This window comes from Parerythrobacter aurantius (assembly GCF_045291475.1).
Classification (GTDB): domain Bacteria; phylum Pseudomonadota; class Alphaproteobacteria; order Sphingomonadales; family Sphingomonadaceae; genus Parerythrobacter; species Parerythrobacter aurantius.
The window spans coordinates 113,042-135,850 of sequence record NZ_CP147985.1; the positions used below are offsets into that span (position 1 = coordinate 113,042).

The 22,809-nt window shown below is 65.1% G+C and carries 29 protein-coding genes; 8 read left to right on the plus strand and 21 right to left on the minus strand.

Translation table 11 applies throughout. The features are described from left to right. Nucleotides 1-12: 12 nt before the first annotated feature. From WAB17_RS00595 to WAB17_RS00605, 3 genes are all read right to left on the minus strand, one after another. Nucleotides 13-798: a tetratricopeptide repeat protein gene (locus WAB17_RS00595; RefSeq protein WP_435418107.1), complete on the minus strand. Its 786-nt coding sequence runs from the start codon at nt 796-798 to the stop codon at nt 13-15. A gap of 119 nt (nt 799-917) precedes the next feature. Next, nucleotides 918-2,045: a glycosyltransferase family 4 protein gene (locus tag WAB17_RS00600; protein WP_435419404.1), complete on the minus strand. Its 1,128-nt coding sequence runs from the start codon at nt 2,043-2,045 to the stop codon at nt 918-920. Nucleotides 2,046-2,047: 2 nt separating this feature from the next. Continuing rightward, nucleotides 2,048-2,929 (minus strand): alpha/beta fold hydrolase, encoded by an 882-nt coding sequence (locus WAB17_RS00605; protein WP_435418108.1) that lies wholly within the window; start codon nt 2,927-2,929, stop codon nt 2,048-2,050. Between the two features lie 69 nt (nt 2,930-2,998). Here WAB17_RS00605 and WAB17_RS00610 point away from each other — a divergent pair, with 69 nt between their 5' ends. Together WAB17_RS00610 and astD are read left to right on the plus strand one after the other, a co-directional pair. Beyond that, nucleotides 2,999-4,393, plus strand: a complete 1,395-nt coding sequence (locus WAB17_RS00610) for a protein adenylyltransferase SelO family protein (protein ID WP_435418109.1) — start codon at nt 2,999-3,001, stop codon at nt 4,391-4,393. Between the two features lie 109 nt (nt 4,394-4,502). Beyond that, complete coding sequence (gene astD, locus WAB17_RS00615; RefSeq protein ID WP_435418110.1) at nt 4,503-5,918, plus strand: succinylglutamate-semialdehyde dehydrogenase; 1,416 nt, start codon at nt 4,503-4,505, stop codon at nt 5,916-5,918. Between the two features lie 3 nt (nt 5,919-5,921). Here astD and WAB17_RS00620 read toward each other — a convergent pair whose 3' ends face one another. Then, nucleotides 5,922-6,533, minus strand: a complete 612-nt coding sequence (locus WAB17_RS00620) for a hypothetical protein (RefSeq protein WP_435418111.1) — start codon at nt 6,531-6,533, stop codon at nt 5,922-5,924. A gap of 263 nt (nt 6,534-6,796) precedes the next feature. Further along, nucleotides 6,797-7,243: a glycine zipper 2TM domain-containing protein gene (locus WAB17_RS00625; RefSeq protein WP_435418112.1), complete on the minus strand. Its 447-nt coding sequence runs from the start codon at nt 7,241-7,243 to the stop codon at nt 6,797-6,799. Nucleotides 7,244-7,436: 193 nt separating this feature from the next. On the opposite strand from WAB17_RS00625, the gene rarD reads away from it, so the two are divergent. Then, nucleotides 7,437-8,342, plus strand: a complete 906-nt coding sequence (gene rarD, locus WAB17_RS00630) for an EamA family transporter RarD (protein WP_435418113.1) — start codon at nt 7,437-7,439, stop codon at nt 8,340-8,342. Here rarD and pyrC read toward each other — a convergent pair. Beyond that, nucleotides 8,320-9,357: a dihydroorotase gene (pyrC, locus tag WAB17_RS00635; RefSeq protein WP_435418114.1), complete on the minus strand. Its 1,038-nt coding sequence runs from the start codon at nt 9,355-9,357 to the stop codon at nt 8,320-8,322. The two genes, rarD and pyrC, sit on opposite strands and share 23 nt — an antisense overlap. A gap of 68 nt (nt 9,358-9,425) precedes the next feature. Between pyrC and WAB17_RS00640 the strand changes: the two genes are divergently transcribed. Both WAB17_RS00640 and ygfZ read left to right on the plus strand, forming a co-directional pair. Next, a complete protein-coding gene (locus WAB17_RS00640) occupies nt 9,426-10,328 on the plus strand; it encodes an ATP-grasp domain-containing protein (RefSeq protein WP_435418115.1) in 903 nt (300 codons plus the stop codon). A gap of 5 nt (nt 10,329-10,333) precedes the next feature. Beyond that, on the plus strand, nt 10,334-11,050 hold the full coding sequence (gene ygfZ / locus WAB17_RS00645) for a CAF17-like 4Fe-4S cluster assembly/insertion protein YgfZ (protein WP_435418116.1): 717 nt from the start codon (nt 10,334-10,336) through the stop codon (nt 11,048-11,050). Here the strand turns inward: ygfZ and WAB17_RS00650 are convergent. Then, on the minus strand, nt 11,047-11,649 hold the full coding sequence (locus WAB17_RS00650) for a TetR family transcriptional regulator (protein WP_435419405.1): 603 nt from the start codon (nt 11,647-11,649) through the stop codon (nt 11,047-11,049). The genes ygfZ and WAB17_RS00650 overlap by 4 nt on opposite strands. Before the next feature lie 140 nt (nt 11,650-11,789). On the opposite strand from WAB17_RS00650, the gene WAB17_RS00655 reads away from it, so the two are divergent. After that, nucleotides 11,790-12,665 (plus strand): metal-dependent hydrolase, encoded by an 876-nt coding sequence (locus WAB17_RS00655; RefSeq protein WP_435418117.1) that lies wholly within the window; start codon nt 11,790-11,792, stop codon nt 12,663-12,665. Between the two features lie 82 nt (nt 12,666-12,747). On the opposite strand, the gene WAB17_RS00660 is transcribed toward WAB17_RS00655, so the two are convergent. From WAB17_RS00660 to rplU, 3 genes are all read right to left on the minus strand, one after another. Beyond that, nucleotides 12,748-13,278 carry a GNAT family N-acetyltransferase gene (locus WAB17_RS00660; RefSeq protein WP_435418118.1) on the minus strand — a complete coding sequence of 177 codons (531 nt, stop codon included), beginning with the start codon at nt 13,276-13,278 and terminating at the stop codon, nt 12,748-12,750. 200 nt (nt 13,279-13,478) lie between these two features. After that, on the minus strand, nt 13,479-13,748 hold the full coding sequence (gene rpmA / locus WAB17_RS00665; RefSeq protein ID WP_435418119.1) for a 50S ribosomal protein L27: 270 nt from the start codon (nt 13,746-13,748) through the stop codon (nt 13,479-13,481). Nucleotides 13,749-13,760: 12 nt separating this feature from the next. After that, nucleotides 13,761-14,228 carry a 50S ribosomal protein L21 gene (rplU, locus tag WAB17_RS00670; protein ID WP_435418120.1) on the minus strand — a complete coding sequence of 156 codons (468 nt, stop codon included), beginning with the start codon at nt 14,226-14,228 and terminating at the stop codon, nt 13,761-13,763. Nucleotides 14,229-14,435: 207 nt separating this feature from the next. Here rplU and WAB17_RS00675 point away from each other — a divergent pair, with 207 nt between their 5' ends. Beyond that, nucleotides 14,436-14,942, plus strand: a complete 507-nt coding sequence (locus WAB17_RS00675; RefSeq protein WP_435418121.1) for a hypothetical protein — start codon at nt 14,436-14,438, stop codon at nt 14,940-14,942. Then, complete coding sequence (locus WAB17_RS00680; protein ID WP_435418122.1) at nt 14,939-15,634, plus strand: Crp/Fnr family transcriptional regulator; 696 nt, start codon at nt 14,939-14,941, stop codon at nt 15,632-15,634. Before WAB17_RS00675 ends, WAB17_RS00680 begins: the two co-directional genes overlap by 4 nt. Here WAB17_RS00680 and WAB17_RS00685 read toward each other — a convergent pair. From WAB17_RS00685 to WAB17_RS00735, 11 genes are all read right to left on the minus strand, one after another. Next, entirely contained in the window at nt 15,631-16,059 is a 429-nt protein-coding gene (locus WAB17_RS00685) for a hypothetical protein (RefSeq protein WP_435418123.1), read from the minus strand. The two genes, WAB17_RS00680 and WAB17_RS00685, sit on opposite strands and share 4 nt — an antisense overlap. 79 nt (nt 16,060-16,138) lie before the next feature. Beyond that, nucleotides 16,139-16,585: a molybdenum cofactor biosynthesis protein MoaE gene (locus WAB17_RS00690; protein WP_435418124.1), complete on the minus strand. Its 447-nt coding sequence runs from the start codon at nt 16,583-16,585 to the stop codon at nt 16,139-16,141. Nucleotides 16,586-16,589: 4 nt separating this feature from the next. Beyond that, nucleotides 16,590-16,832 (minus strand): MoaD/ThiS family protein, encoded by a 243-nt coding sequence (locus WAB17_RS00695; protein ID WP_435418125.1) that lies wholly within the window; start codon nt 16,830-16,832, stop codon nt 16,590-16,592. A 2-nt stretch (nt 16,833-16,834) separates the two neighbouring features. Further along, entirely contained in the window at nt 16,835-17,833 is a 999-nt protein-coding gene (gene moaA / locus WAB17_RS00700; RefSeq protein ID WP_435418126.1) for a GTP 3',8-cyclase MoaA, read from the minus strand. Nucleotides 17,834-17,837: 4 nt separating this feature from the next. Then, a complete protein-coding gene (locus WAB17_RS00705) occupies nt 17,838-18,167 on the minus strand; it encodes a Rossmann fold domain-containing protein (protein ID WP_435418127.1) in 330 nt (109 codons plus the stop codon). Continuing rightward, nucleotides 18,168-18,539: a dihydroneopterin aldolase gene (locus tag WAB17_RS00710; protein ID WP_435418128.1), complete on the minus strand. Its 372-nt coding sequence runs from the start codon at nt 18,537-18,539 to the stop codon at nt 18,168-18,170. It abuts the gene before it with no gap. 9 nt (nt 18,540-18,548) lie between these two features. Continuing rightward, on the minus strand, nt 18,549-19,433 hold the full coding sequence (locus tag WAB17_RS00715; protein WP_435418129.1) for a class I SAM-dependent methyltransferase: 885 nt from the start codon (nt 19,431-19,433) through the stop codon (nt 18,549-18,551). Further along, nucleotides 19,433-20,833 carry a threonine synthase gene (gene thrC, locus WAB17_RS00720; RefSeq protein ID WP_435418130.1) on the minus strand — a complete coding sequence of 467 codons (1,401 nt, stop codon included), beginning with the start codon at nt 20,831-20,833 and terminating at the stop codon, nt 19,433-19,435. The genes WAB17_RS00715 and thrC overlap by 1 nt, the downstream gene beginning before the upstream one ends. 65 nt (nt 20,834-20,898) lie before the next feature. After that, nucleotides 20,899-21,480 (minus strand): SURF1 family protein, encoded by a 582-nt coding sequence (locus WAB17_RS00725; RefSeq protein WP_435418131.1) that lies wholly within the window; start codon nt 21,478-21,480, stop codon nt 20,899-20,901. Between the two features lie 2 nt (nt 21,481-21,482). Next, on the minus strand, nt 21,483-21,872 hold the full coding sequence (locus tag WAB17_RS00730; protein ID WP_435418132.1) for a DUF983 domain-containing protein: 390 nt from the start codon (nt 21,870-21,872) through the stop codon (nt 21,483-21,485). Continuing rightward, nucleotides 21,872-22,738: a cytochrome c oxidase subunit 3 gene (locus WAB17_RS00735; protein WP_435418133.1), complete on the minus strand. Its 867-nt coding sequence runs from the start codon at nt 22,736-22,738 to the stop codon at nt 21,872-21,874. The genes WAB17_RS00730 and WAB17_RS00735 overlap by 1 nt, the downstream gene beginning before the upstream one ends. Nucleotides 22,739-22,809: the final 71 nt, after the last annotated feature.

A 22,809-nucleotide genomic window follows, 5' to 3' on the forward strand; every position in this document is an offset into this window, starting at 1 on the left:
CCACGCTGTTGTTCAATTGCCGCGTACGGAAGTCGCGCCAGTATCGGCATCGACTTCCTTCAGCACCTTGTCGACATCCTCGACCGCGTCGACCCCCAGCAGCCCTGCCATCTGCCGCGAGCGCGAACGCAGCGTTTCGGGCACGTCTTCATCCCTGGCGATCTGCCCGAACAGGGCCCCGGCCTCTTTCTGCTTGCCCTGTTCGAGATAGGCCATTGCCACCAGCTCACCCGCGCGGCCGAAAAACGGCTGGCCGGGCACCGCGATCGGTTTGAGGCGGGCGATGACCTCGGCAGGGTTCATCGTATCGAACTGCACTTCGACCTGCCGCACAAGAGCCAGGTCACGATAGGCCTTCGGGGCGCCGGTATCCGTCGCCACCTTGCCGAATGCCTCGGCGGCGCCGGCAAGATCGCCGCGCTGGGCCAGTGCGCCGCCCTGGAGAACGAGGGCTGCGGCACGCGTGCCTGCATTGTCACCGGCGGCGACCGCATCGAGCGATTCACGGGCGCTCTGGAGGTTGCCGGCATCGATCTGGTCCATGGCCGAGACGAGCTTTTCGGAGGACGCCTCCATCGCCGCTTCCTGGCGGGCGTCCCACCACAGGTAGCCGCCGAACAGCGCGAGGCCGCCGACCACTACGCCAAGCACAGGGCGGCCATACCTGCGACCGAACTCGGCCATGTCGTCCTGCCGGACAGCATCGTCGACCTCGCGCAGCAGCGCTTCGTCCTGGGCAGCAGCGATCTGGGCTTTCTTGTCCGGGGAATTGTTCGGACTGTTCGGTGTCAAGGCCACGTCGGGCTCGTCTCTCTTGTCGTGGTAATTCGGGTGAGCGCGTCTTTAGGGTCCGGCAGTGGTCAAATCAACCGCGATGGAATGTTGTGCCCGGCAGGTGAATGCAGGGTGAAGTGACGTCACAGGCCCTCGTCGATCCCGGCGGCGCGGCCATAGAGCTTCCGGTAGGCGGCGACCATCTCCGATGCATCGAAGCGCTCGCAGGCCCGCGCACGATTGGCCTCGCCAATCTTGCGTCGCAATGCCTCATCGCCCGACAAAGCCAGCAGCGCCGCACCGAGCGCCGTATCGTCTCCAGCGGCGACAACATAGGGCACATTGGCGGGGGCGACCATGGCGGCCACATCGCCGACCGAAGGCGCCGCCACCGGCAGTCCGGCGGCCATGGCCTCGACCAGCGAAATCGGGAATTGCTCGGAATCGCTCGACAAGGCGAAGATATCGAACAGGCCGACGTAGCGGGCGGGTTCGGCCGCGAATCCCGGCAGAATGACGCGATCGCCGACGCCCGCACGGTCGGCCTCGGCGCGGATCGCATGCTCTTCAGGTCCCTCGCCGACGATCACCAGTTTCCATGGCGCCGGTAGCCCTGAAAAGGCACGGACGAGGCGGGGAAGGTTCTTGATCTGGCGCAGTCCGGCCAGCGTGCCGACCCACTTCTCCCCGGCGGGCTTCACCAGGCCCGGTATGGCATCGCGCATCGGAGCAGCGGCAAAAGCGGCGGTATCTATGCCGTTCGGAATGCGGCGGACACGGCGCGGCGGCTGGTTCCACGCGCCGAGCGCAACCTGTTCCAGCGTTTCCGACGGAACGACGAGGTGCTGCGCCCTGGCAAGAGCCAGCCTGCGATAGCGATTGCGCCACGGATTGAGGCCATTGCGTTCGTCTTCGTTGAACCCGTCCTCGTGATGGATCAGGGGCGGCAAGCCCATCGGCATGGAATAGAGCGCATGCGCCAGCGCCGCATCCATCGCCCCCCAATTGTAGGTCAGGACAAGGTCGTATCCCGCCATTGCCCGGGCCAGCCCAAGCAGCCGCCATGGCCACGGCTTGCCCGCAAGCGAGGGAAAGTCCGTCGGGAAATCGACTCGTGCTTCTGCGGCGAAATGGTCGGCCGCGCCCATTGCGCCGGGAACCCCCGAAACGATCGTGTGGCCGATAGCCGGTCCGAAAGCGTTGATGAGCTGGACGCAGCGCAGTTCCTTTCCGCCGGCGGAGAAAGTGGAATGCAGATGAAGGAAGCGCAGGCTCACCCGGCGCCTGCCAGAAGTGCGTCGATCGCGGCCAGCACGTCCGGCTGGGTCAGCAGGGGGGCATGGCCCGTATCCGGAACGGTGACGAGGGTGAGGCGCTCGCTGCGCGCCTTCATCTCGCGGGCGGTCGCTTCGGACAGGATATCCGATTGCGCACCGCGCACCAGAACCTGCGGTATTCCGGCGAGAGCGGAATAAGCGGCCCACAAATCTGCGGGTGCCGCATTTGCAGGGGCGGTGTTGAAGGGTTCGGCAATGGCCATGTCGTAGTCGAAGACGATGCGTCCCCCCTGCCCCAGCACCATCACCCGCTTGGCCATGGCCAGCCAGTCCTCGATACCGAACCGGGGGTATGCACGCTGGTGCACTTCCCTGAGGGCGCGCGCGGCATGCATCCAGGTCTGGAAGCTGCGCCCTTGGCCGACATAGCCGCGGATCGTCTCGAGACCGCGAGGCTCGATGACCGGCCCGATGTCGTTGAGGACCGCAGCGACGATGCGCTCCGCACCCGCCGCAGCAAGCATCATCGTCATGATGCCGCCAAGCGAGGTGCCGATCGCAATGAAGCGGTCGAACTGCAATTCCCCCAGCAATAGCTCGACATCCGCGACATATTGGGCCGCATTGTAGCTGGCGCTGTCTTTCGCGTAGTCGCTCATTCCCCGTCCGCGCATTTCCGGGACGATTACCCGGCGTGACGGGGCAATCCGTTCTGCCAGCACCGCAAAGTCGCGCGCATTGCGGGTTAGTCCGTGGAGGCAGAGCACAGGCGCCAGCCCTGGCTCGCCCGGATAGTCGCGGTAATGGAGCTTCAGCCCGTCGGCGCTTTCCCACTGGCGATCCGTCCAGGCGGCGTCGGCTTCGGTCTGGTTGGTCAAGGCTCGTGGATCTCGGCGGTGGGGAAGGTTCTGCTTGTGCGCGGGCACGCAGTCCCCCACTTACCCGCGATGCGCTCCGAACCGCAAGCCGCCAGCTATCGCCCTTCCCAAGCTATCGAGCCACTGGCCCCCTGGCTTGGAGACGAAGTACAGGCTGCGGTTTTTCCTGAGGCGAGGCTGCGCTTCCGCAACGACCGTCATGCCGCAACGGTGGGCCTGGCGCAGCTCGACGATGCCGGCTGGGTCGACCACTTTGCCCGCTTTGAGCCCCTTTCCGGTACGTTGCAGCGCCCTTTGGCACTGCGGTACCACGGCCATCAGTTCCGCGTTTACAATCCCGACATCGGCGACGGACGGGGGTTCCTGTTTGCCCAGCTTGTCGATGGTGAAGGTCGGCTACTGGACCTCGGCACCAAGGGATCGGGGACCACCCCGTACAGCCGCACGGCCGACGGTCGATTGACGCTGAAAGGGGCGGTGCGGGAAATCCTGGCAACAGAATTCCTCGAAGCCCTCGGCGTAAACACCTCGAAGACGTTTTCGGTGGTCGAGACGGGCGAGGAACTGGAACGCGGGGACGAACCGTCCCCGGCACGCTCGGCAGTGCTGGTGCGGCTCAGCCATTCGCACATCCGCATCGGCAGCTTCCAGAGGTTGCTTGTGCTCGATGAACGCGATCACATGGCCGAACTGGTCGAATATTGCCTTTCGCGGTTCCCGGGAAGCGAGCCGCCCGCCGATGCGCCCGGGCGCGACGAGCCGGCCGCGCGGCTGCTGCACCAGGTCGTTGAACGGATGGCCGACCTCGCGGCCAGCTACATGGTTTCCGGCTTCGTTCACGGGGTCCTCAACACCGACAACATGAACATCACGGGCGAGAGTTTCGATTACGGTCCGTGGCGCTGGCTCCCGCGCTGGGATCCAGGGTTTACCGCCGCCTATTTCGATCACAGCGGTCTGTACGCATTCGGACGCCAGCCCGAAGCGCTTCATTGGAATTGCGGGCAGCTTGCCATCGCATTGCGCGCGCTGACCGAAGCGGAGCCGCTGATCGCAGCCATGAACCGGTTCGGTCCCGCTTATGCCGAGGCGATTTCGCGCCGCTGGTGCTGGCGGCTGGGTGTCGAACCGCAGGGCCTGGCGGCAGACAGCGCGCTGGTCGCCGCCTGCGAGAAGGAACTGCGCGAAGGAGGTTGGCAACCCGATGCCTTCTTCCACGCCCATCGCGGCGGCAGGGGCGATCTCGCCGCTCTGGCCGACTATGTCGCGGCAGACGGTGCGCTGGACCATCCCTACTGGCACGGGTCGGCGGCCGAAAGCATGTTGATCGACGAGGTCGAGACGATCTGGTCCGCAATTGCCGAGGCGGACGACTGGGCGCCGCTCGAGGCCAAGATTGTCCGCCTGCGGACGCTTGGCGAAGCACATGGCACGGCAGTTCGCCCCGCCGGTCATGTAAAATGAGGCACGGCAGTATGCTGCCTGAATTGACGCGCCGACCTATTGCGCTAGAAGCCGCGGCGGGAGACGCGGAAGGGTCGCATTCAACCCTCCAGAGAACGATCGCAAGACCTTGAGCCAGAACGAGATCATTTCGTACAATCCGTCCACCGGCGAAGAGCTGTGGCGGAGTGAAACCGGCGACGTCGATGCAGCGGTGGATCGCGCCCGTCGCGCCTGGCCCGACTGGGCAGCCAAGCCGCTGGCCTATCGCATCGAAGCTTGCCGCCGGTTCGCCAACGAGGTCCGGACCGCCGCCGACAAGCTTGCCAGGCTGATATCGCAGGAAACCGGAAAGCCGCTCTGGGAATCCAAGACCGAGGTCGAATCGGTCATCGCCAAGGTGGACATATCCGTATCGGCCTATGCCGAACGCACCGGACAGAAGAAGCTGGAGAGCGGCCTCGGCGGCACGGCCGCGGTCAGGCACAAACCCCATGGCGTCATGGTGGTTCTCGGCCCCTACAATTTCCCGGCGCACCTGCCTAACGGCCACATCGTCCCGGCGCTGATTGCCGGCAATGCGGTGATTTTCAAGCCGAGCGAAAAGACCCCCGCAGTCGGGGAACTGCTGGTCAAATGTTTCCACAAGGCCGGTGTGCCGGCAGCCGTGATCCAGTTGCTGGTCGGCGGGCCGGCCGAGGGCCAGGCGCTGGTCGCGCACCGCGGGATCGACGGCGTGCTGTTCACCGGTTCGGCGCAGGCAGGCATTGCCATCAACAAGAAACTGGCCACCAACCCCGGCAAGATCCTGGCGCTGGAGATGGGGGGCAACAATCCCATCGTGGTCGCCGATACGCCGCTGGTGACCGATGCGGCAATCCTGATTGTGCGATCCGCCTTCACCAGCGCCGGGCAGCGTTGCACGGCGGCCCGACGCCTGATCGTCGTCGATAGCATGTACGACGCGATCGTGCCCGAAGTGAAAAAGCTCGCCGACCGGCTTATCGTCGGGGAGCCGTTCGCAGAGCCTCAGCCCTTCATGGGCTGCCTGATCGATAACCAGGCGGCCGACCAGCTGGTCGAATCCTTCCTCTATTTCCTTTCGCACGGCGGCAAGGCCATCAAGCACATGACGCGGGCCGACGACGATCTGCCGTTCCTCAGCCCCGCCATCATCGACACCACTGCGATCAAGGATCGCCCCGATGTGGAACTGTTCGGGCCACTGCTGCAGGTCATAAAGGTGCCCGATCTGGCTGCGGGCATCGCCGAGGCGAACAATACGAGGTTCGGCCTCAGCGCGTCGCTGATCGGAGGCACGCCGCAGGACTACAACCGGTTCTGGGCCAGCGTCCGGGCAGGCATCGTCAACTGGAACCAGCCGACCAGCGGCGCCTCGTCCAAGGCACCGTTCGGGGGTCTGGGTCTGTCCGGCAACCACCGCCCGGCTGCCTATTACGCCGCGGATTACTGCGCCTATCCGGTCGCCAGCAGCGAAATGGAACAGCCGCGCGCCACCGTCGGGGTCGGGTTCCGCGACGGCTGATCGTCAGAACCCGCTGGTCACCAGTGCAACGTCGGTGATGCCCGTTTCGCGTCGCCTTACATAGACGGAATAGTGCCGCCGACCTGAAGAGCCGCGCAGTATATCCGTTTCGCCGGCGCGCTCGTGAACAACGCCGAACCCTCCCCTGCGCGCCATGGCGGCATAGAAGGCCAGAGCATCCTCGCTCGTCACAGGGGTGAGGAAGCGTACCGCACGCAGCTTGCAACCCCCTGCATCCGTTCCCGCAGCTTCGAGCGTATTCCCGCGCGGGTAGATCGGCAGCGCAGCGGGCATGCTGGCGGCCCAGGCCGCCGTAAAAGTGGCGCGATCTGCACAGCGACCCACGCCGGCTGTCAGTCTTGCCAGCTCGACAACGGAATAAAGCGTTTCTTCAGGCAAGCCCGTCGTCGCCGCTGGCTCGCCCAAGGGTCGCAGATTTGCCGTGCCGCCTGCCAGGTCCCCTGCCTCGAGCTTGGCCGCCTCTATGGCTTCGCGCGTCGCGATAACCGCCGGCAGCGAATGATCGGTGTTGCCGCCCAGCGCGGCGTTGGCTTCGTTCTGTTGCGAAAGATCGGGATCGACCGTCAACTGGTCGCCCAGCGCCTGCGTTGTCAAAGGATCCTGCTCGGAGACCGGAGCGGTCTCGTCAGCCCCGGAGTCGCAAGCGGAGAGGACAAGAAGGAATGGTAAGGCGAGGCTACGCATCCCCGCTTCATACGGCGCAAACCGTAAAATCCGCGTCAATTATCTGCGTCGGTCGATGCTGGCCCGAATAAGGATGCCCCGCCCCGAGCAGGTCGGGAACGGGGCATCCTCCGCGGCGTGGTGGGGTGCCGCGGCCCTGGCTCCGCTGGCGGAGCCGGAGTTTGTCATGTCGCTTAGCGGCAGCGGCTTCCACCGCGGTCGATCTCGCGGCCAAGGAGGGCCCCTGCGACACCGCCAAGCAGCGCGCCCAGAGTCCGGTCGCCACGGCCGGCGATTTCGCGGCCTGCGAGCGCCCCGGCGGCACCGCCGATCAGCAGCCCGGTCGTCCCGTTGCTGCGACGGCAGTAGAAGCGCCCGTCATCACCTTCCCAGACGCGGGTGTCGCGATAGACCGGCTCGTCATAACGATAGGAGTCGTAGCGTCCGCGGTCGTAGTAGTAACGGTCGCGATACTTGCGCTTCTTGCCGTGCTCGGACGTTTCGGCCTGCCAAGCGGGCACGCCGTAGGTCGTTTCCGCAGCCGGCAAATGGTGCGAGAAAGGAGCTGCGGCGATCGGCGTGGTCACCATGACTGCGGAGGCTGCGACGGCAAGAGCGGTGGTCTTGAGCAGGTTGGGCATGATTGTTTCCTTTGCATTCCTTGACTTGCGGGCGGGGATCCACCGGTAACCCGTCCGATGCGTTCATGTTTACGCCTTGATTCCTGAACGGTGTGCAACGTGGCTGTCAGAAACGGAAAATTCGACGAAGCGAGCCGTTGCGGGGGGTCAATCGCCGCTTGCGGGCGACAGGCCGTGACCCTAGGGCCGCGCCATGAGCTCATCTCCCGATAGGCCGCCATCCGGCCTGCCGCCTGCGCTGGCTGCCTATCTGATCTGGGGCTTCCTCCCCCTCTACCTGCTCCTGGTCAAGGCGGTACCGCCCTTCGAATTCGTGGCCTGGCGCATCGTCTGGACGCTGCCTGTCTGCCTGCTGATCGTCTGGTTCCGGCGGCAGTGGCCGGAGGTACGCGACGCCCTTCGTAATCCCAAGGTCATGCGGGTGCTCGCTGCAAGCGCTACGCTGGTGGCGATCAACTGGTTCGTCTATGTCTGGGCGATCCAGGCGGAGCAGGTCTATGCCGCCAGCCTGGGCTATTACATCAACCCGCTCGTCAATGTGCTGCTGGGCACGGTGCTACTGGGCGAGAAGCTGTCGCGGCTGCAATGGATCGCGGTCGCCATCGCCAGTGCTGGCGTGGCGGTGCTGGCCACCGGGGCATTGACCACCTTGTGGATCAGCCTGACGCTGGCGATCAGCTTCGGCACCTACGGCCTGCTGCGGAAACAGGTGCCGGTGGGCTCGTTGCCCGGTCTCACCATCGAAAGTGCCATCCTCCTGCTGCCGTCGATCTCCATTGCGATGTGGTACGCTTTCAGCCCGGCTGGCTCCAGTTTCGACAATTCGCTCGGCCTAAGCCTTGCGATCGTGCTCGGCGGGGTGCTGACGGCGGTTCCCCTCCTGCTGTTCGCCATCGCGGCGCGACGGATGGACTATTCGACGCTCGGCTTCACGCAGTTCCTGGCCCCCAGCATCGTCTTCGTTCTCGGCCTCACGGTCTTCGACAAGCCGTTGCACACGGCCGAGATGATCAGTTTCGCCCTGATCTGGACTGCACTTGCGGTGTTCGTCTGGGACCTGCTGGCGAAGCGCCGCGCTACGAGAGCAGCCGCCAGTTGAGCGTTTGCCCGGCGTGCCACGGCACGACCGCGCCGCCGGCCGTCTCCAGCACCTCGGGCACCTGCTGCGGCTCACGCACCAGAGTGATTGTCTCCTCGTTCACCGGCAAGCGGTAGAAAGCCGGGCCGTGGAGCGAAGCGAAGCCTTCGAAATGCTCCAGCGCGCCTTCTTCTTCGAACACGGCGAGATAGCTTTCCAGCGCATGCGGCGCATTGAAGATGCCGGCGCAGCCGCAGGCGCTCTCCTTGGTATGCTTTTCATGCGGAGCGCTGTCGGTACCGAGGAAGAATTTGGCCGAGCCTGACGTCGCAGCCTTGCGCAGCGCCAGCCGGTGCGTTTCGCGCTTGGCGACGGGCAGGCAGTAGTTGTGGGGCTGGATGCCGCCGACCAGCATGGCGTTGCGGTTGATATGGAGGTGCTGCGGCGTGATCGTCGCGGCGACATTCCCGCTCGCCGACGATACGAAATCGACCGCGTCGGACGTCGTGATGTGTTCGAATACGATCCGCAGGTTTGGCAGCCTGGCATGCAGCGGCGCAAGGGTGCGGTCGATGAATTCCTTTTCGCGGTCGAACACGTCCACATCCGCATCGGTCACTTCGCCATGGACGCAGAGCACCATACCGACAGCGGCCATGCGCTCGAACACCGGGTAGAGCCGCTCGATATCGCTGACACCATGCGCCGAATTGGTCGTGGCGTTGGCGGGATAGAGCTTCGCGGCGGTGAAAATGCCCCTAGCGTGGCCTGAAACCAGGTCCTCGGCATCGGTGCGGTCGGTGAGATAAGCAGTGATGAGCGGCATGAACGCCATGCCTTCGGGCACGGCCGCGAGGATCCGTTCGCGGTACGCCGCGCCCAGCGTGCTGGTTGTCACCGGCGGCGAAAGATTAGGCATGACGATGGCGCGGGCGAACTGGCGCGCGGTATAGCCGACCACTCCGGCAAGCATCGGCCCGTCGCGCAGGTGCACGTGCCAGTCATCGGGGCGGCGGATCGTCAGCGTCTCTGTCATGGCGGCTGTCTCTAGTGAGGGGCGCGGCGTCTTTCCAGCGGCGTTTGCGGCGCGTAGAGGCGCATTCCATGAACATCGCCTTCCTTACCTGTCCCGGGACGCACCCCGGATCCCCTGACCGCCGCGCCGATGCCTTCGAACACGATCTGATGGTGGCGGCCATCCGCCCCGAACTGGAAGCCCGGGGTCACGCGCTGGTGGAAATCGACTGGCGCAGCGACCTTGCAGCCTTCGCCGACATGCCGCTGGTCCTGGTCGGCACCCCATGGGACTATCACGACAGCGAAGAGCAATTCCTGGCAAAGCTCGACGCGCTCGAAGCGGCAGGGCACATCGTCTGCAACAGCGCGGCGACCGTGCGCTGGAACGCTCGCAAGACCTACCTTCAGGATCTGGAGGCCAGCGGGGCGGCGACCATTCCGACGGCCTGGATCGCTGCTCCGGTAGCTGCTGATGTGCTCGACGCAATGGACCGGTTCGGGACCGATACGGTTGTCGCCAAACGGCAGGTCGGTGCCGGCGCGGAAGGGCAATCGATCCATCATCGCGCTACCCTCGATCCCCAGTGGAACATGGAGCATCCGGCGATGCTGCAACCGTTCCTCCCGCAAATTCAGGAGGATGGGGAATACTCCTTCCTGTTTGTCGACGGGCAGTTTTCGCACGCGCTGCGCAAACGGGCGGCACAGGGCGACTACCGCGTGCAATCGATCTACGGCGGAACTGAAGAGGTGCTAAACCCTTCAGGCGAGGACTTGGCCGCAGCGGAGGCGGTCGTCGACACGGTGCCGGTCGGGAAACCGCTTTATGCACGCATCGACATGGTGCGCGGCGCGAGCGGACAATTGCTGCTGATGGAGGCGGAGATGATCGAACCCTATCTTTATCCCGAGCAAGGTGCGCGGCTCGGCGAGCTGATAGCCGGCGCGATCGCACGCCGCCTTGAAGCGGGCGCGACAGCCACCACGTGATACCCATGGCCACGCTTCTTACCGATCGCGCCGTGATCCGGCTCTCCCCCCTCGATGAGGGCGAAGATGTCGGCACCTTCCTCCAAGGTCTGGTCACCAACGACGTGCAAGGCCCGCTGCCCGCCTATGCGGCGCTGTTGAGCGCCCAGGGCAAGACGATGTTCGACTTTATCGTATGGGACGATGGCCGCGATCTCTTGCTCGACTGCGAGGCGGCCCACACCGACGAGTTGGTCAAGCGGCTGAGCCTGTACCGGCTTCGGCGCAAGATTTCGATCGCACGAGACGACGGGCTCGCAGTCCACTGGAGCGCCGGTGGCACCGATGGCCAACCCGACCCGCGCCTCGCTGCCCTCGGGCGCCGCTGGCTCGCACCCGCCTCTTCATCCGCTGCCGCCGACTCCGCATGGCTGGCTCACCGGCTGTCACTGGGCGTGCCGGAGGGGCGCGAGGAACTGGGCGATATCCTGTGGCTGGAAACGAATGCGGTTGAACTGAACGGGGTCAGCTTCACCAAAGGCTGTTACGTCGGACAGGAAAACACCGCGCGGATGAACTGGCGGCAAAAGGTCAATCGCCGGCTATTGGTCGTGCCAGTGCAAGACGCCGACCAGAAGCGTGTCAGGGTACGACATGAAGACCTCGGACTTGCGGTGGTCCACCAGCGCCTGGAAGACATCGACCGCACCACCGTGCCGGCATGGATGAGGCTCGAGGGCTAGACCTGTCTTTCCGCGTGGCGGCCAACGAGGTCTTCGATGATCATCCGCTCGGCCGTATCGCGAGCGACGGAATCGGGCAGCGCCAGCGATTTTGCCAGAGGGCCGCCGATTAAGGACTGGCCCAGCGCGAGAAGCACCACCGTATGCGTCACCCGGTGTGCGGCCATGGCATCGAGATGGCCGTCCTCCTCAGGGTTCAGGTCGTCGACCATGGAGTGGATCGTCTCCACGAACGGCTCGATTGCGTCTTCGTGGCCTGTCGCCAGCATCCAGCTGACCAGCGCGCCCCCGCCTTCGCGCTCGAATGCGTCGAAGGCGATATCGACAACCTCCCGGGGTGAACCCAATCCGGCGCGCGTAGCGCGAACGGCTTCCGCCACGCTTTCGCATACGGTTTGCGCCAGATGCGCCGCAAGATCGCGCTGCAAGCCGGCCGCCGAACCGAAATGATGCAACAGGTTCGCGTGGGTGCGCCCTACCCTTGCGCCGACCGCTTTCAACGTCACCGCCTGCGGGCCCGCCTCGATCAACAGGGTGCGAGCGGCAGCAAGGGCCGTGGCACGTGATTCTTCGGGTGAACGTCTTTTGCGGGTTACCATCAAAGTCCCTGTTTTTGCGATCCAGAGCAGCAAGGCTAGCCCCCACAGCCCCGCGCGGCAAGCTGTATGAGAAATCTTATTGACATCAATGTCAGTAGCATTTACTTACACCGTTGTCAGTAACGAATCAGGGTTTTTCGATGAACGCTCCCGCCACTTTCCCGGTCGATACCGCCACCCCCACCCCGGCGGATCTCGAGATCACCGTGCGCGACCGCCGCTTCGGTCGCGGGCTCAAGTCGCGCCGCTGGTGGCTTAATGGCGACCCGGTCGCAAGCGCCTGGATGAACGCACTCAGCGCCACCTTCCCGCGCGGCGAGGCCTTTTTCATCGAATCGGTAAAGGCCTTCCGCGACGGCGCCGATCCCAAACTCACCGCCGAAATCCGCGCTTTCGTGAAGCAGGAAATCAACCACACCCGCGAACACGTCGCCTTCAACAGGTTGGCGGAAGATCACGGTTACGACATCAAGGCCATCGACAAGCGGGTCGAAGTGCTGCTCGACGATCTCAAGGGCCGCCCGGTGATCCTCAACCTCGCCGCCACCATGGCGCTCGAGCATTTCACCGCCATGCTCGGCCACGAACTGCTCAAAAACCCAGCCTACCTCGAGGGCGCCGACGGCGACCTCGGCGACCTGTGGCGCTGGCACTCGGCCGAGGAAGTCGAGCACAAGGGCGTCGCCTACGATACCTGGATGCACGCCACGCGCGACTGGACGCGCTTCAAGCGGTGGAAGGTCAAGAGCCTGATGATGCTGCTCGTGACCGTGCGCTTCATCAAGCACCGCAGCGAAGACACCATGGAACTGCTGGCGCAGGACGGCCTGACCGGCTGGAAATGGCGCCTGGCGCTGGCCAAGTACCTGCTGGTGAAGCCCGGCTTCTTGCGCCGCATTATCCCCGGCTGGCTGGCCTATTTCATGCCCGGCTTCCACCCGTGGAACGAGGATGATCGCGCGCTGATCAACATCTACGAAGGCGATTTCGAAGACGCCTTGCTGCCGGCGGAATAGCTCTCCAGCCCCCTGCCGCGCATGCGCAAAAAAGAAAGGCCCCGCAATCGCTTGCGGGACCTTCTTCTATGTCGATCGAGGATCATGCTGCTCGTGGCAGCTCCATGGCCGGGCCATCGAGGTCGAGTTCGAACTCGACCGACGCTACTTCGCTGCCGCGTGCGAGGCTGTAGCGCTTGCGGATCTGCCCCGTGGGTCGGAAGCCGATCTTGCGCAGGACCTTGCCCGAAGCCGTGTTGTCGGCGAAGTGCCCCGCCTTCAATCGCCGGTGGCCCAGCACGCGGGCGATATCGACCACTGCACGGCCCGCTTCGGTGGCGAAGCCATGGCCCCAGTAGTCACGCCCGATCCAGTAGCCGATCTCGGGCTCGCCCTCGTGTTCGCCGAGCCCGGCGCTGCCGATCACGCCTTCACCCGGTAGGGTGACGAGGAAGTGCGGCAGGCGCATGTCCTGTTTCATCGAGGCGAAGAAACGCGCGTCGGCCTCGCCGTAAGGCCAGGGAGCACGGGCGAGGTTGCGCACGACACCTTCGTCGCTGACACGGGCGTGGATCGCCTGCCAGTCTTCGGGGAATGCGGGCCTCAGGAACAGTCTTTCGCTGCGGTGGAACATGAACTCTCTCCTCGTGGTCCCGCGCCGGGCTCCTAGGCCGGCCGCGTGACAATTGCGTGGCGGCGCAAGGAAATTACGCCAAACTGAGAGGGAGAAACGACAAGAGGGAGACGGGTCGGCCCCATCTCCCTCTACGTCTGCCGGTGGTTATCCCGGCTGGGACCGTCCCGTCTGGACGATCCCGTTATCGGATCGTCCGGTTATTCGGCTGCTTCCGCAAGCATGTCTACCGACACGTATTTGCGGCCGAGCTTGCCCGAGTGGAATCGGACGACACCGTCTTGCAGGGCGAACAGGGTGTGATCCTTGCCCATGCCGACGTTGGTCCCCGGGTAGAACTTGGTCCCGCGCTGACGCACGATAATGTTGCCCGCAACCACGCCCTGGCTGCCGAACTTCTTCACGCCAAGGCGACGACCGGCCGAATCACGACCGTTACGCGACGAACCGCCTGCTTTCTTATGTGCCATGGTCCGTGCTCCTTACTTCTTGTCGGCTGCCTTGGGGGCAGCCTTCTTCGCCGGGGCCTTCTTGGCGGCCGGCTTCGCATCGGCGTCGGCCTTGGCAGCAGCCTTCTTGGCCGGGGCCTTGGCTTCCTTCGCCGGGGCTTCGTCCTTCGACTCCGCAGCCTTCTTCGGCGCAGCCTTCTTTTCTTCGCCGACAGCCGTGATGCGCAGCAGGGTCATCTGCTGGCGGTGGCCGTTCTTGCGGCGATAGTTGTGGCGGCGACGCTTCTTGAAGACGATCACCTTCTCGCTCTTGGCCTGGGCAATGACTTCGGCCGAAACGACAACCTTGCTGGCATCGGCGATCGAATCGCCTTCACCGGCCAGGAGGACGTCACCCAGCGTGATGGTCTCGCCAGCTTCACCAGCCAGCTTTTCGACCGCGATCTTGTCTCCGGCGGCAACTCGGTACTGCTTGCCACCCGTGCGCACTACTGCGAACATCGGTTTAACTTCCATTCGTGTTGCTGTGCCGCTCTCTCATGACAACGGCGCGACCGGCTGCCCGCGTGGGCGGGGCCGGAAAGAAGCGTGCCGTTAAGGGAACATCCGCGCAAAGTCAACGCGCATCGGGGGCTTTTTCTTGTCGACGGCTTGCGCCAGCCACGAGGCAGGTGTGGCGCGGGCCGCAGTCCGTGATATGGGCAGGAAATGAACCCGATTTCGTCCCGCTACCTGCCTGCGACCTGCGTCCCCATCTTGCTGGCGGCCTGCGCCGCACCTCAAGGCGATTATCCCTCGCTCCAGATACGGCCTGCAGAGCGCATCGATCCCGATGCCGAGGCACCACCTCCGCCGCCCGCCGCACCGGTGCCAGCGGCGATACTCGCCCAAGCCGAGGCCCTGGAGCGCCGCGCCGAGGCGGCCGATGGCAGTTTCCAGCGTATGGCCCCGCGGGCAAGCTCCGCCGCCCAGTCGGCGCGGGGCGCGGCCATCGCGAGTGACGCCTGGGTCGAAGCGCAGGTCGCGATCGCCATGCTCGATTCGCAGCGGAGCGAGACCGCCGCCGCCCTGGCCGATCTCGAGGTGCTCTACACCGATCGGGCCATACGGCTGGAGGAGGTCGCACCGCTCGATGCCATCAGGGCAGATGTCGCCCGGATCCTTGCGGCGCAGGATACCACCCTCGCCCGCCTGAAAGGGGTCGTCGGCGGGTGAGCCTGGCCTGCGCGTCTTGCCCGGTTCGGGACAGCGCTGCCTGCGCGGTACTATCCGCCGAGGAGCGCCAGGCGCTGGCGAAGGCGGGACGCACGGTCACCTTGCACAGGGGTCAAACGCTGTTCGCTGCCGGAGACGAAAGCGATGCTTGCGCGACACTTGTTGCAGGGGCCCTGAAGGTAACCGCGTTCGACCGCGACGGCGAAGAGCGGATCCTGGCCCTTATCCACCCTGCCGGTTTCGTCGGCGAGATGTTCCAGCCCTTCGCGCAGCACGATGTGGTGGCCCTGTCGGACAGCAAGCTGTGCGTCTTTTCCCGCGCCGAGATGGAGCGGGCGCTGGAGAAGTATCCCGCCCTTGCCCGTGCCCTGCTGCGTCGTTCGCAGGACGACCTGCACGCCGCCCGCGAACTGCTGGAGCTGACCGGCAAGCAAGATGCCGAAACGCGCCTCGCCGGCCTTATCCTTTCACTCGCCCGGGCGGCCAGCGATTCGCCCTGCCATCCCGCGAAGGTGTTCGAGCTGCCTCTGTCACGCGGCGAAATGGCCCAGATGCTGGGACTGACCATAGAGACCGTCAGCCGGCGCCTGACGCGGTTCGAGAAAGACGGGCTCATTACCCGAAAAGGTGCGCGCGGGATCGAACTGGTCGACCCCGCGCGACTTGCGGCGCTCGTGGGAGTGGGCCTCTAGACGAGCGCTGCAATGGTGACGCAGGCCAGTCCCCAGAAAAGGATCAGGACGGGCAGGATCAGCATCTGGATGACGGCTTCGTTGGCGGGGAGATGTCCGGTCATGGTCCGGATCCCTCGCGACTTGAACTGGCCCCAGCTCATCGCCTCGGCCGAATTCTCGGGAGCCTCGCGCACGAATAGCAGGGGAATCCCATAAAAGCCGGCGAAAAAGATCCCGAAGATCGCCATGGGTATCGCCAGCTCGGGGTTGCCAAAGCCAAGCGTCATGACCGCGAGAAACGCGACGAACAACGCCAGGCTGGCGGCATAGAGACCGCCCGGCAGCTCGAAACTCTGGTCGAAGAACCCGCGGCGAAGCACGGGATGGTCCGTGTGGACGATTGCCTTGTCGGCGAGCAATTCGTTGTGAAGCATTTGGGTCATGAGGCCACTCCTTGTTTGTGGAGCGGTCATGCCGGTTGGCGCGCGGCGATTCCTTGACCTCGGTCAAAACCGGGCAGATTTATTCGTCCCAGCGGGACCTGCTCGCGTAATCGTCGGCTCGCGGTTCGATCCAGTGCCAGCCATCAGCGCGCTTCTCGCGCTTCCAGAACCAGCTCGCGCTCTTGAGATGGTCCATGCAGAAATCGACCGCGTCGATCACGTCGCGGCGATGCTTGGCAGCGGCGGACACGCAGACGACCGGCTCGCCGGGCATGAGCACGCCTACGCGGTGGACCATCAGCAAGCCCATGAGGTCGAACCGCCCGAAAGCGCGGTCGGCGAGGTCGTGCATGCCCGGCAAGGTCAGCGGCTCGTAATGCTGCAACTCCAGCGCCTCGACCCCGCTGTCGCCGCGCACCTCGCCGACGAAAGTGCACACGCCCCCAAGCCCGGGATTGGCCTGTGTGAACGGCCCGATCAGCGTGCCCGGAATGAACATGTGCTCGAGCAGGCGGATATCCCGCATGGCGCTAACCCCCGCTGACCGGCGGCAACAGCGCGACTTCGTCGCCATCCTGCGCCGCAAGCGCGGTCTTGTCCGCCAGCACCCGGCCCGCGCAGGCGACATTGACGCGTTCCTGCTGCAATTGTTCGGCGATGTCCGGACCGACGGCGGCGAGCAGGCCTGCCCAGTCGAGCGGAGCCGGTACCTCCCGCTCACCCTCGCCCGCCATGTCGCGCAAGGGGCCGAGGAAAACGATGGTCACGGCCATTCCTAGCCTCCCGTCATCGACATGTGGCGCGCCAACGCAGGCGCTTCACCCTCGCCGATACGGAAATGGTGCCGCTCGGGCTTGATCCGCAGCGCCGTGTCGAGCGCGGCCGACAGGTTTCCTTCGGGATCGTCCGAGCGCAGCGCAGCGCGCAAATCGACCTGCTCGCCGCCGCCGAGGCAGGGATAGAGTTGGCCGGTCGCCGTCACCCGAATGCGGTTGCAGCCGGCGCAGAAGTTGTTGGTCAGCGGGGTGATGAAGCCGAGCCGGCCGCCGGTTTCCCTGACCTCGACATAGCGCGACGGCCCGCCGGTACGGTGGTTGCTCTCGGTCAGCGTCCAGCGCGCTTCCAGCGCCTCGCGCACCGCCACCAGCGGCAGGAACTGGCCGGTGCGGTCCTCGTCGATCTCGCCCAGCGGCATGGTTTCGATCAGGGTCACATCGTGCCCTTCGCCATGCGCCCATTCGATCAGTGCCGGGATTTCGTGCTCGTTGACGCCCTTCATGGCGACGGTGTTGAGCTTGACATTGAGCCCCGCCGCCTTGGCCGCCGCGATCCCGCCCAGCACGCTCGCCAGCGCATCGCGGCGCGACAGGCGGATGAAGGTCTCCCGATCCAGCGTATCGAGCGAGATATTGATCCGCCGCACCCCGGCATCGGCGATTTGCTGGGCGTATTGCGAAAGCTGTGTGCCGTTGGTGGTCAGCGTCAGCTCTTCCAGCCCGCTGCCGACATATCGCCCGAGTGCAGCAATCAGGTCCACGACATCGCGACGAACCAGCGGCTCGCCGCCGGTCAGGCGGATCTTGGTGATCCCGCGCGCCATGAAGCCGAGCGAGAGATCGCGCAGTTCCTCGAGGCTCAGCACGTCCTTGCGCGGCAGGAATTCCATCCGCTCGGGCATGCAATAGGTGCAGCGCAAATCGCAGCGGTCGGTGACCGACAGGCGCAGGTAGGTGATGCGCCGCCCGAAGCTGTCGATGAGGCCTGTGTCGCTCATGTCCTCAACCTAGCGCATCCCCCGCGCCGGTTCCATCGACAGGAAGATATTGCCCGGTAACGCCCGGCGCCCTGGCAAGATATTCGAGCGTCGCCGACACATCGTTACCGCCAACGACATTGACCCGCTTGGGTGCATGCGCCCGCGCCAGGTCCCGCGCCACCGCACGCCGCCAGTCGGCATGGTCGTAGGGGGCGGCGGCCATGACGATGACGAGGCTCTCCGCACCGGCAAGCAGCCCGGCAATTTGCGGCAGGTATTCTGCATGGAACCGCGCCGCCGCCTCGAGCGGATTGTCGGGCAGCGCACTGCAATCGAGCACCGCCTGCGCCATTCAGCGCCGCTCGCGCCGCAGGGTGATGCCGATCTGCTCCTTGGCCGTGGCGATCGCCAGTTTCACGATCTTGACCGTGACGGCGAGCACCCTGGCATCCTGCACGAACAGCGTTTCGCAGATATGCTCCGCCACCGATTCGATCAGCTTGAAATGGACCCCCTCGGGCAGCGCCTCGGTCGCCGCGAACTTCAGGTCCATGTAGTTCTTGCTCTCGGAGAGCGGCGTGTCCGGGTCGTAACGGTCGGCAACCCTGTATTCGACCTCGATCGACATCCGCAGCGGCTGCGGCTTGCCGGTTTCCTCCGAATAGATCCCGGTCAGGACATCGTGTTCGATATCGACGAATTGCAGGGTCAGCGAATCGGCCATGCCCGCGCCTTAGCCTCGATTCGACCAGCGTGCGAAGATGGCAGTCGGCAGCAGGCGGTCGCTGACCTGTTCCTGTACCGCCAGGTCGCCATGTTCGACCATGCCCGGCAGCCCTTCGAAAATCTCGTCGAGCAGCCCGGCGAGCGAGAGGCTGCTCATCCGCACGGCATAGACCGTGAGGAACAGGAAGCGGCTGTCGCCATCGAGCAGCGCGCGGCAATCGCGGACCAGCGGGGCGAGACCTTCCTCGATGCGCCAGACCTCGCCGTCAGGCCCCCGACCGAACTTGGGCGGGTCGAGAATGATACCGTCGTAGCGCTTGCCGCGCCGCACTTCGCGGGCGGTGAACTTCGCGGCATCGTCGACCAGCCAGCGGATCGGGCGGCCTGCCATTCCGGCGAGTTCCGCGTTCGCGCGAGCCTGCGCGACCGACTTCTTGCTCGCATCGACATGGGTCACCGGGCCGCATGCGCTCAGGGCCTGTGATCCGACTCCGGTATAACCGAACAGGTTGAGCGACTGGGCCTCCTGCTTCCCCTCCAGCTGCGCACGCATCCAGTCCCACACCGGGGCCATGTCGGGGAAGAAACCAAGGTGGCGGAACGGCGTGCAGCTGGCGGTGAAGCGCGCCTCTTGCCAGCTCAGCGGCCAGCCATCGGGCACCTCGCCGGAAAGGTGCCAGCGCCCGCCGCCATCCTCGTCCGCGCCGGGGATGAACTCCCCATCCGCCTGCCACTCAGCGGCCTGCGGGGTCCACATCGCCTGCGGTTCGGGTCGGATGAAACGGTAGCGGCCGAAGCGTTCGAGCTTGCGCCCGTCGCCGCTGTCGAGGAGGGCATAGTCATCCCACCTCTCGCCCACCATCAACTGCGGTTCACGGACCAGGTCGGCCATCAGTCGCCCTGCGCCGCGTGCTCGAGGATGAAGGCGGTCAACGCGTCATAGTCGCCCGAAAGGTCGGTACAGCGTTCCTCGCGCGCGAACAGATCGCCCACGCGGGTCGGCAGGGGCGGGCGTACACCCGTCGCCCGTTCTACAGCATCGCGGAACTTGGCCGGATGCGCGGTGGCCAGCGTCACCACCGGCACAACGGCGGGCAGGTCCACCTCATAGGCAGCGAAGAGCCCTATCGCCGTATGGGGATCGATGATCTGGTGCGAATTCTCGAACGCGCGGCGCATCGAATGCGCCATCGCGTCCTGGTCCACCCGCACACTGGCGAACAGCTCTGCGGCCCCGTCCCGCTGGGCATTTGTCAGGCGCATCGCCTTGCTCGTCTCGAAGCCGCGCATCTGCTCGGCCATGGCGGCGCCATCCCTGCCGCCGACATCGAAGAGGAGCCGCTCGAAGTTGGAGCTAACCTGGATATCCATGCTCGGCGCGGCGGTAGGTGTCACGACCCCGGCGGAATAGTCACCCTCGGACAGTGCCCGATGGAGGATGTCGTTGACGTTGGTCGCGACGATCAGCTTCGCCACCGGCAGGCCCATTTTCGCCGCGACATAGCCGGCAAAGACATCGCCGAAATTTCCGGTTGGCACGCTGAAAGCGACCGCGCGGTCCGGAGCGCCAAGCTGCACGGCGGTGGTGAAGTAGTACACCACCTGCGCCATCAGCCGCGCCCAGTTGATCGAATTTACCGCGCCGAGCCTGATCCCGCCGGCGACCTCGGGGTCGGTGAACATCCGCTTCACCGCCGCCTGCCCGTCGTCGAAGCTGCCGGAAATGGCGATGTTGTGGACATTGGGCGAAAGCACCGTGGTCATCTGGCGGCGCTGGACGTCGCTGATCCGGCCCTTTGGGTGGAGCATGAATATCTCCACTCCATCGCGCCCGGCCACCGCGTCGATTGCCGCGCTGCCGGTGTCGCCGCTGGTCGCGCCGACCAGTGTCAATTGCTCCCCGCGCCGGGCGAGGAAGGTTTCGAACAGTTGGCCGAGCATCTGCAGCGCAACATCCTTGAACGCCAGCGTCGGCCCATGGAACAGCTCCATCAACCAGCGCCGCTCGTCCACCTGCACCAGCGGCACGACGGCGGCGTGGGAGAAGCGGCCATAGGCACGAGAGGTCAGTTCGCGCAGTTCTTCTGGCTTCAGGCAATCGCCGACGAAGGGCGTCATCACCCGCGCCGCGACCTCGGCATAGGGCAGCCCGCGGAAGGCGCGGATCTCGTCGGCGGAGAGCGTCGGCCACTCTTCCGGCACGTAGAGCCCGCCATCGCTGGCGAGCCCGGTCAGCGTGACTTCCTCGAAGGAGAGCGTGGGCGCAGAGCCGCGGGTGGAGATGTAGCGCATCGTGGCGCGCGCGTTAGCGGTGCGGATGGAAAGGGGCAAGCAGGACAGCTTTGGCGCCGCAAAAGTCAGCCACCGCGCTGCCTGCGCCGCAGGGCGAGCACATAGATTACCAGAGCCGTCAGCGCGAAAAAGAACCACTGTCCTGCGTAAGCCAGATGGTTGTTCGGCAAATCCGCTGGATCGGGTTGCGCCAGCGGCTCGAGCCCGGGGGCAGGCTGCGTCAACCGCACCCGGGCACCGTCCTTGCCGCCCGGAACGATCAGCCCGCGTACTTCCCCGCCCTGCCACGCAATGGCTGCGAAATCGCGCGACCAGCCGAGCTTTACGTCGGCAGGTCCCCGTTCCGTCTGGCAACGGGCTATCTGGGCATATCCCGATTGGCCTGACGCATTGCGCGCCGCTGTTGTCTCGCGCCCAATCACGGTGTCGCACGCAAAGACCGCCGGGTGGAACAGGTCGGCTTCGCTTGCCGCCCCGCCGTTGTCCCCCGGGAAGGGTCGCGGATCGCCATCGCGCAACGCCGCCTCGTATCGCGCAATCAGGGCCTCCTTCTCGTCCATCCGGCCAAGTTGCCAGAACCCGAGCGCAATCATCGTGGCGACCGCCGCCAAGACAATGACGGTCGGTATGAGGGGGAACCTCGGCATCGCTACAAATCCTCCAGCGTGGCTTCGCGGGCGTCGTTGCGATACTCGCTGGCCAGCAGCGCTGCCTTGGCCAGCCGCAACCCGGCCATCGTCAGGGCGATGGTCAGCGGCAGCCAGAGCAGCACATGCAGCCACCACGGCGGGTCGACCGCGACCTGCAACCAGACGGCAAGGCCGGTCACAAGTGCCCCCACCAGCAGGATGAGAAACGCCGCCGGTCCATCGCCGACATTGAAACGGTCGTAGTCGAGCCTGCAGGCGCTGCATTGCGGAGCCAGTTTGACCCAGCCCTGGAACAGGGTCCGCTCACCGCATCGCGGGCACAAACCGAAAAGGGCGGCCTCGCCAAGTGCGGGCCGCCCCTTCGCGTTTTCCGGCGAACCGGATTCCATCAGTGGACCGGCGCGCCCCAGCCGCCCCATACGTAGACGGCGACAAAGAGGAACAGCCACACCACGTCGACGAAGTGCCAGTACCACGCGGCCGCTTCGAAGCCGAAGTGCTGGCGCGGGGTAAAGTGGCCCTTGTAGGCGCGCACGAGGCAGACGATCAGGAAGATCGTACCGACCAGCACGTGGAACCCGTGGAAGCCGGTCGCCATGTAGAAGGCCGAACCATAGGTGTTCTGGCCGAAGGGGAACGGCGCGATGCTGTATTCATAGGCCTGGATGCCGGTAAACAGTACGCCGAGCAGAATGGTCGCCCACAGCCCCTTCTTAAGACCCTCGCGGTCGCCGTGCAGGAGCGCGTGGTGCGCCCAGGTGACCGTGGTGCCCGAACACAGCAGGATCAGCGTGTTGAGCAGCGGCAGGCTGAACGGATCGAGCACCTCGATCCCTTCAGGCGGGAAATTCGCCAGCGCGGCCGCGCCGTCCTGTCCGATCATATTGGTCCACAGACCCGCCGCGGCATCGTAGGACAGCGGCGCCGGGAACAGCGCGAAATCGAAGAAGGCCCAGAACCAGCCGACGAAGAACATAACTTCGGAGGCGATGAACAGGATCATGCCGTAGCGCAGGTGAAGCTGCACGACGGGCGTATGGTCGCCCCGCTGTGCTTCCTTCACCACATTGGCCCACCACGAGAAGAAGGTGGCGATGAGGCCGGCAATGCCGAGGCCCAGAACGATCTGCCAGCTCGGCATCTTGTGCATGAACAGCACCATGCCGCTGGTGAAGGTCAGCGCCGAGATGGAGCCGATCAGCGGCCAGATATCGGGTTCGAGAATATGATAATCGTGGTTCTTGGCACCGGCCATGATCATTACCCTGTAACGCGTGTTTCGTGCTGCCCTTAATACCCCCGTGGCAGCGGGTCTAGGGGGGAGTC

Coding starts and splice junctions, on each gene's coding strand:
- rplU (WP_435418120.1), bottom strand. CDS start 14,228: ATGTTCGCAGTAGTGCGCACGGGTGGCAAGCAGTACCGAGTTGCCGCC.
- WAB17_RS00710 (WP_435418128.1), bottom strand. CDS start 18,539: ATGGCCGATTCGCTGACCCTGCAATTCGTCGATATCGAACACGATGTC.
- WAB17_RS00735 (WP_435418133.1), bottom strand. CDS start 22,738: ATGGCCGGTGCCAAGAACCACGATTATCATATTCTCGAACCCGATATC.
- WAB17_RS00715 (WP_435418129.1), bottom strand. CDS start 19,433: ATGGCCGACCTGGTCCGTGAACCGCAGTTGATGGTGGGCGAGAGGTGG.
- WAB17_RS00640 (WP_435418115.1), top strand. CDS start 9,426: ATGAACATCGCCTTCCTTACCTGTCCCGGGACGCACCCCGGATCCCCT.
- ygfZ (WP_435418116.1), top strand. CDS start 10,334: ATGGCCACGCTTCTTACCGATCGCGCCGTGATCCGGCTCTCCCCCCTC.
- WAB17_RS00690 (WP_435418124.1), bottom strand. CDS start 16,585: ATGCGGGATATCCGCCTGCTCGAGCACATGTTCATTCCGGGCACGCTG.
- rpmA (WP_435418119.1), bottom strand. CDS start 13,748: ATGGCACATAAGAAAGCAGGCGGTTCGTCGCGTAACGGTCGTGATTCG.
- WAB17_RS00675 (WP_435418121.1), top strand. CDS start 14,436: ATGAACCCGATTTCGTCCCGCTACCTGCCTGCGACCTGCGTCCCCATC.
- WAB17_RS00655 (WP_435418117.1), top strand. CDS start 11,790: ATGAACGCTCCCGCCACTTTCCCGGTCGATACCGCCACCCCCACCCCG.
- rarD (WP_435418113.1), top strand. CDS start 7,437: ATGAGCTCATCTCCCGATAGGCCGCCATCCGGCCTGCCGCCTGCGCTG.
- WAB17_RS00650 (WP_435419405.1), bottom strand. CDS start 11,649: ATGGTAACCCGCAAAAGACGTTCACCCGAAGAATCACGTGCCACGGCC.
- WAB17_RS00705 (WP_435418127.1), bottom strand. CDS start 18,167: ATGGCGCAGGCGGTGCTCGATTGCAGTGCGCTGCCCGACAATCCGCTC.
- WAB17_RS00730 (WP_435418132.1), bottom strand. CDS start 21,872: ATGGAATCCGGTTCGCCGGAAAACGCGAAGGGGCGGCCCGCACTTGGC.
- thrC (WP_435418130.1), bottom strand. CDS start 20,833: ATGCGCTACATCTCCACCCGCGGCTCTGCGCCCACGCTCTCCTTCGAG.
- WAB17_RS00610 (WP_435418109.1), top strand. CDS start 2,999: ATGCGCTCCGAACCGCAAGCCGCCAGCTATCGCCCTTCCCAAGCTATC.
- WAB17_RS00695 (WP_435418125.1), bottom strand. CDS start 16,832: ATGGCCGTGACCATCGTTTTCCTCGGCCCCTTGCGCGACATGGCGGGC.
- WAB17_RS00685 (WP_435418123.1), bottom strand. CDS start 16,059: ATGACCCAAATGCTTCACAACGAATTGCTCGCCGACAAGGCAATCGTC.
- WAB17_RS00660 (WP_435418118.1), bottom strand. CDS start 13,278: ATGTTCCACCGCAGCGAAAGACTGTTCCTGAGGCCCGCATTCCCCGAA.
- pyrC (WP_435418114.1), bottom strand. CDS start 9,357: ATGACAGAGACGCTGACGATCCGCCGCCCCGATGACTGGCACGTGCAC.
- moaA (WP_435418126.1), bottom strand. CDS start 17,833: ATGAGCGACACAGGCCTCATCGACAGCTTCGGGCGGCGCATCACCTAC.
- WAB17_RS00625 (WP_435418112.1), bottom strand. CDS start 7,243: ATGCCCAACCTGCTCAAGACCACCGCTCTTGCCGTCGCAGCCTCCGCA.
- WAB17_RS00725 (WP_435418131.1), bottom strand. CDS start 21,480: ATGCCGAGGTTCCCCCTCATACCGACCGTCATTGTCTTGGCGGCGGTC.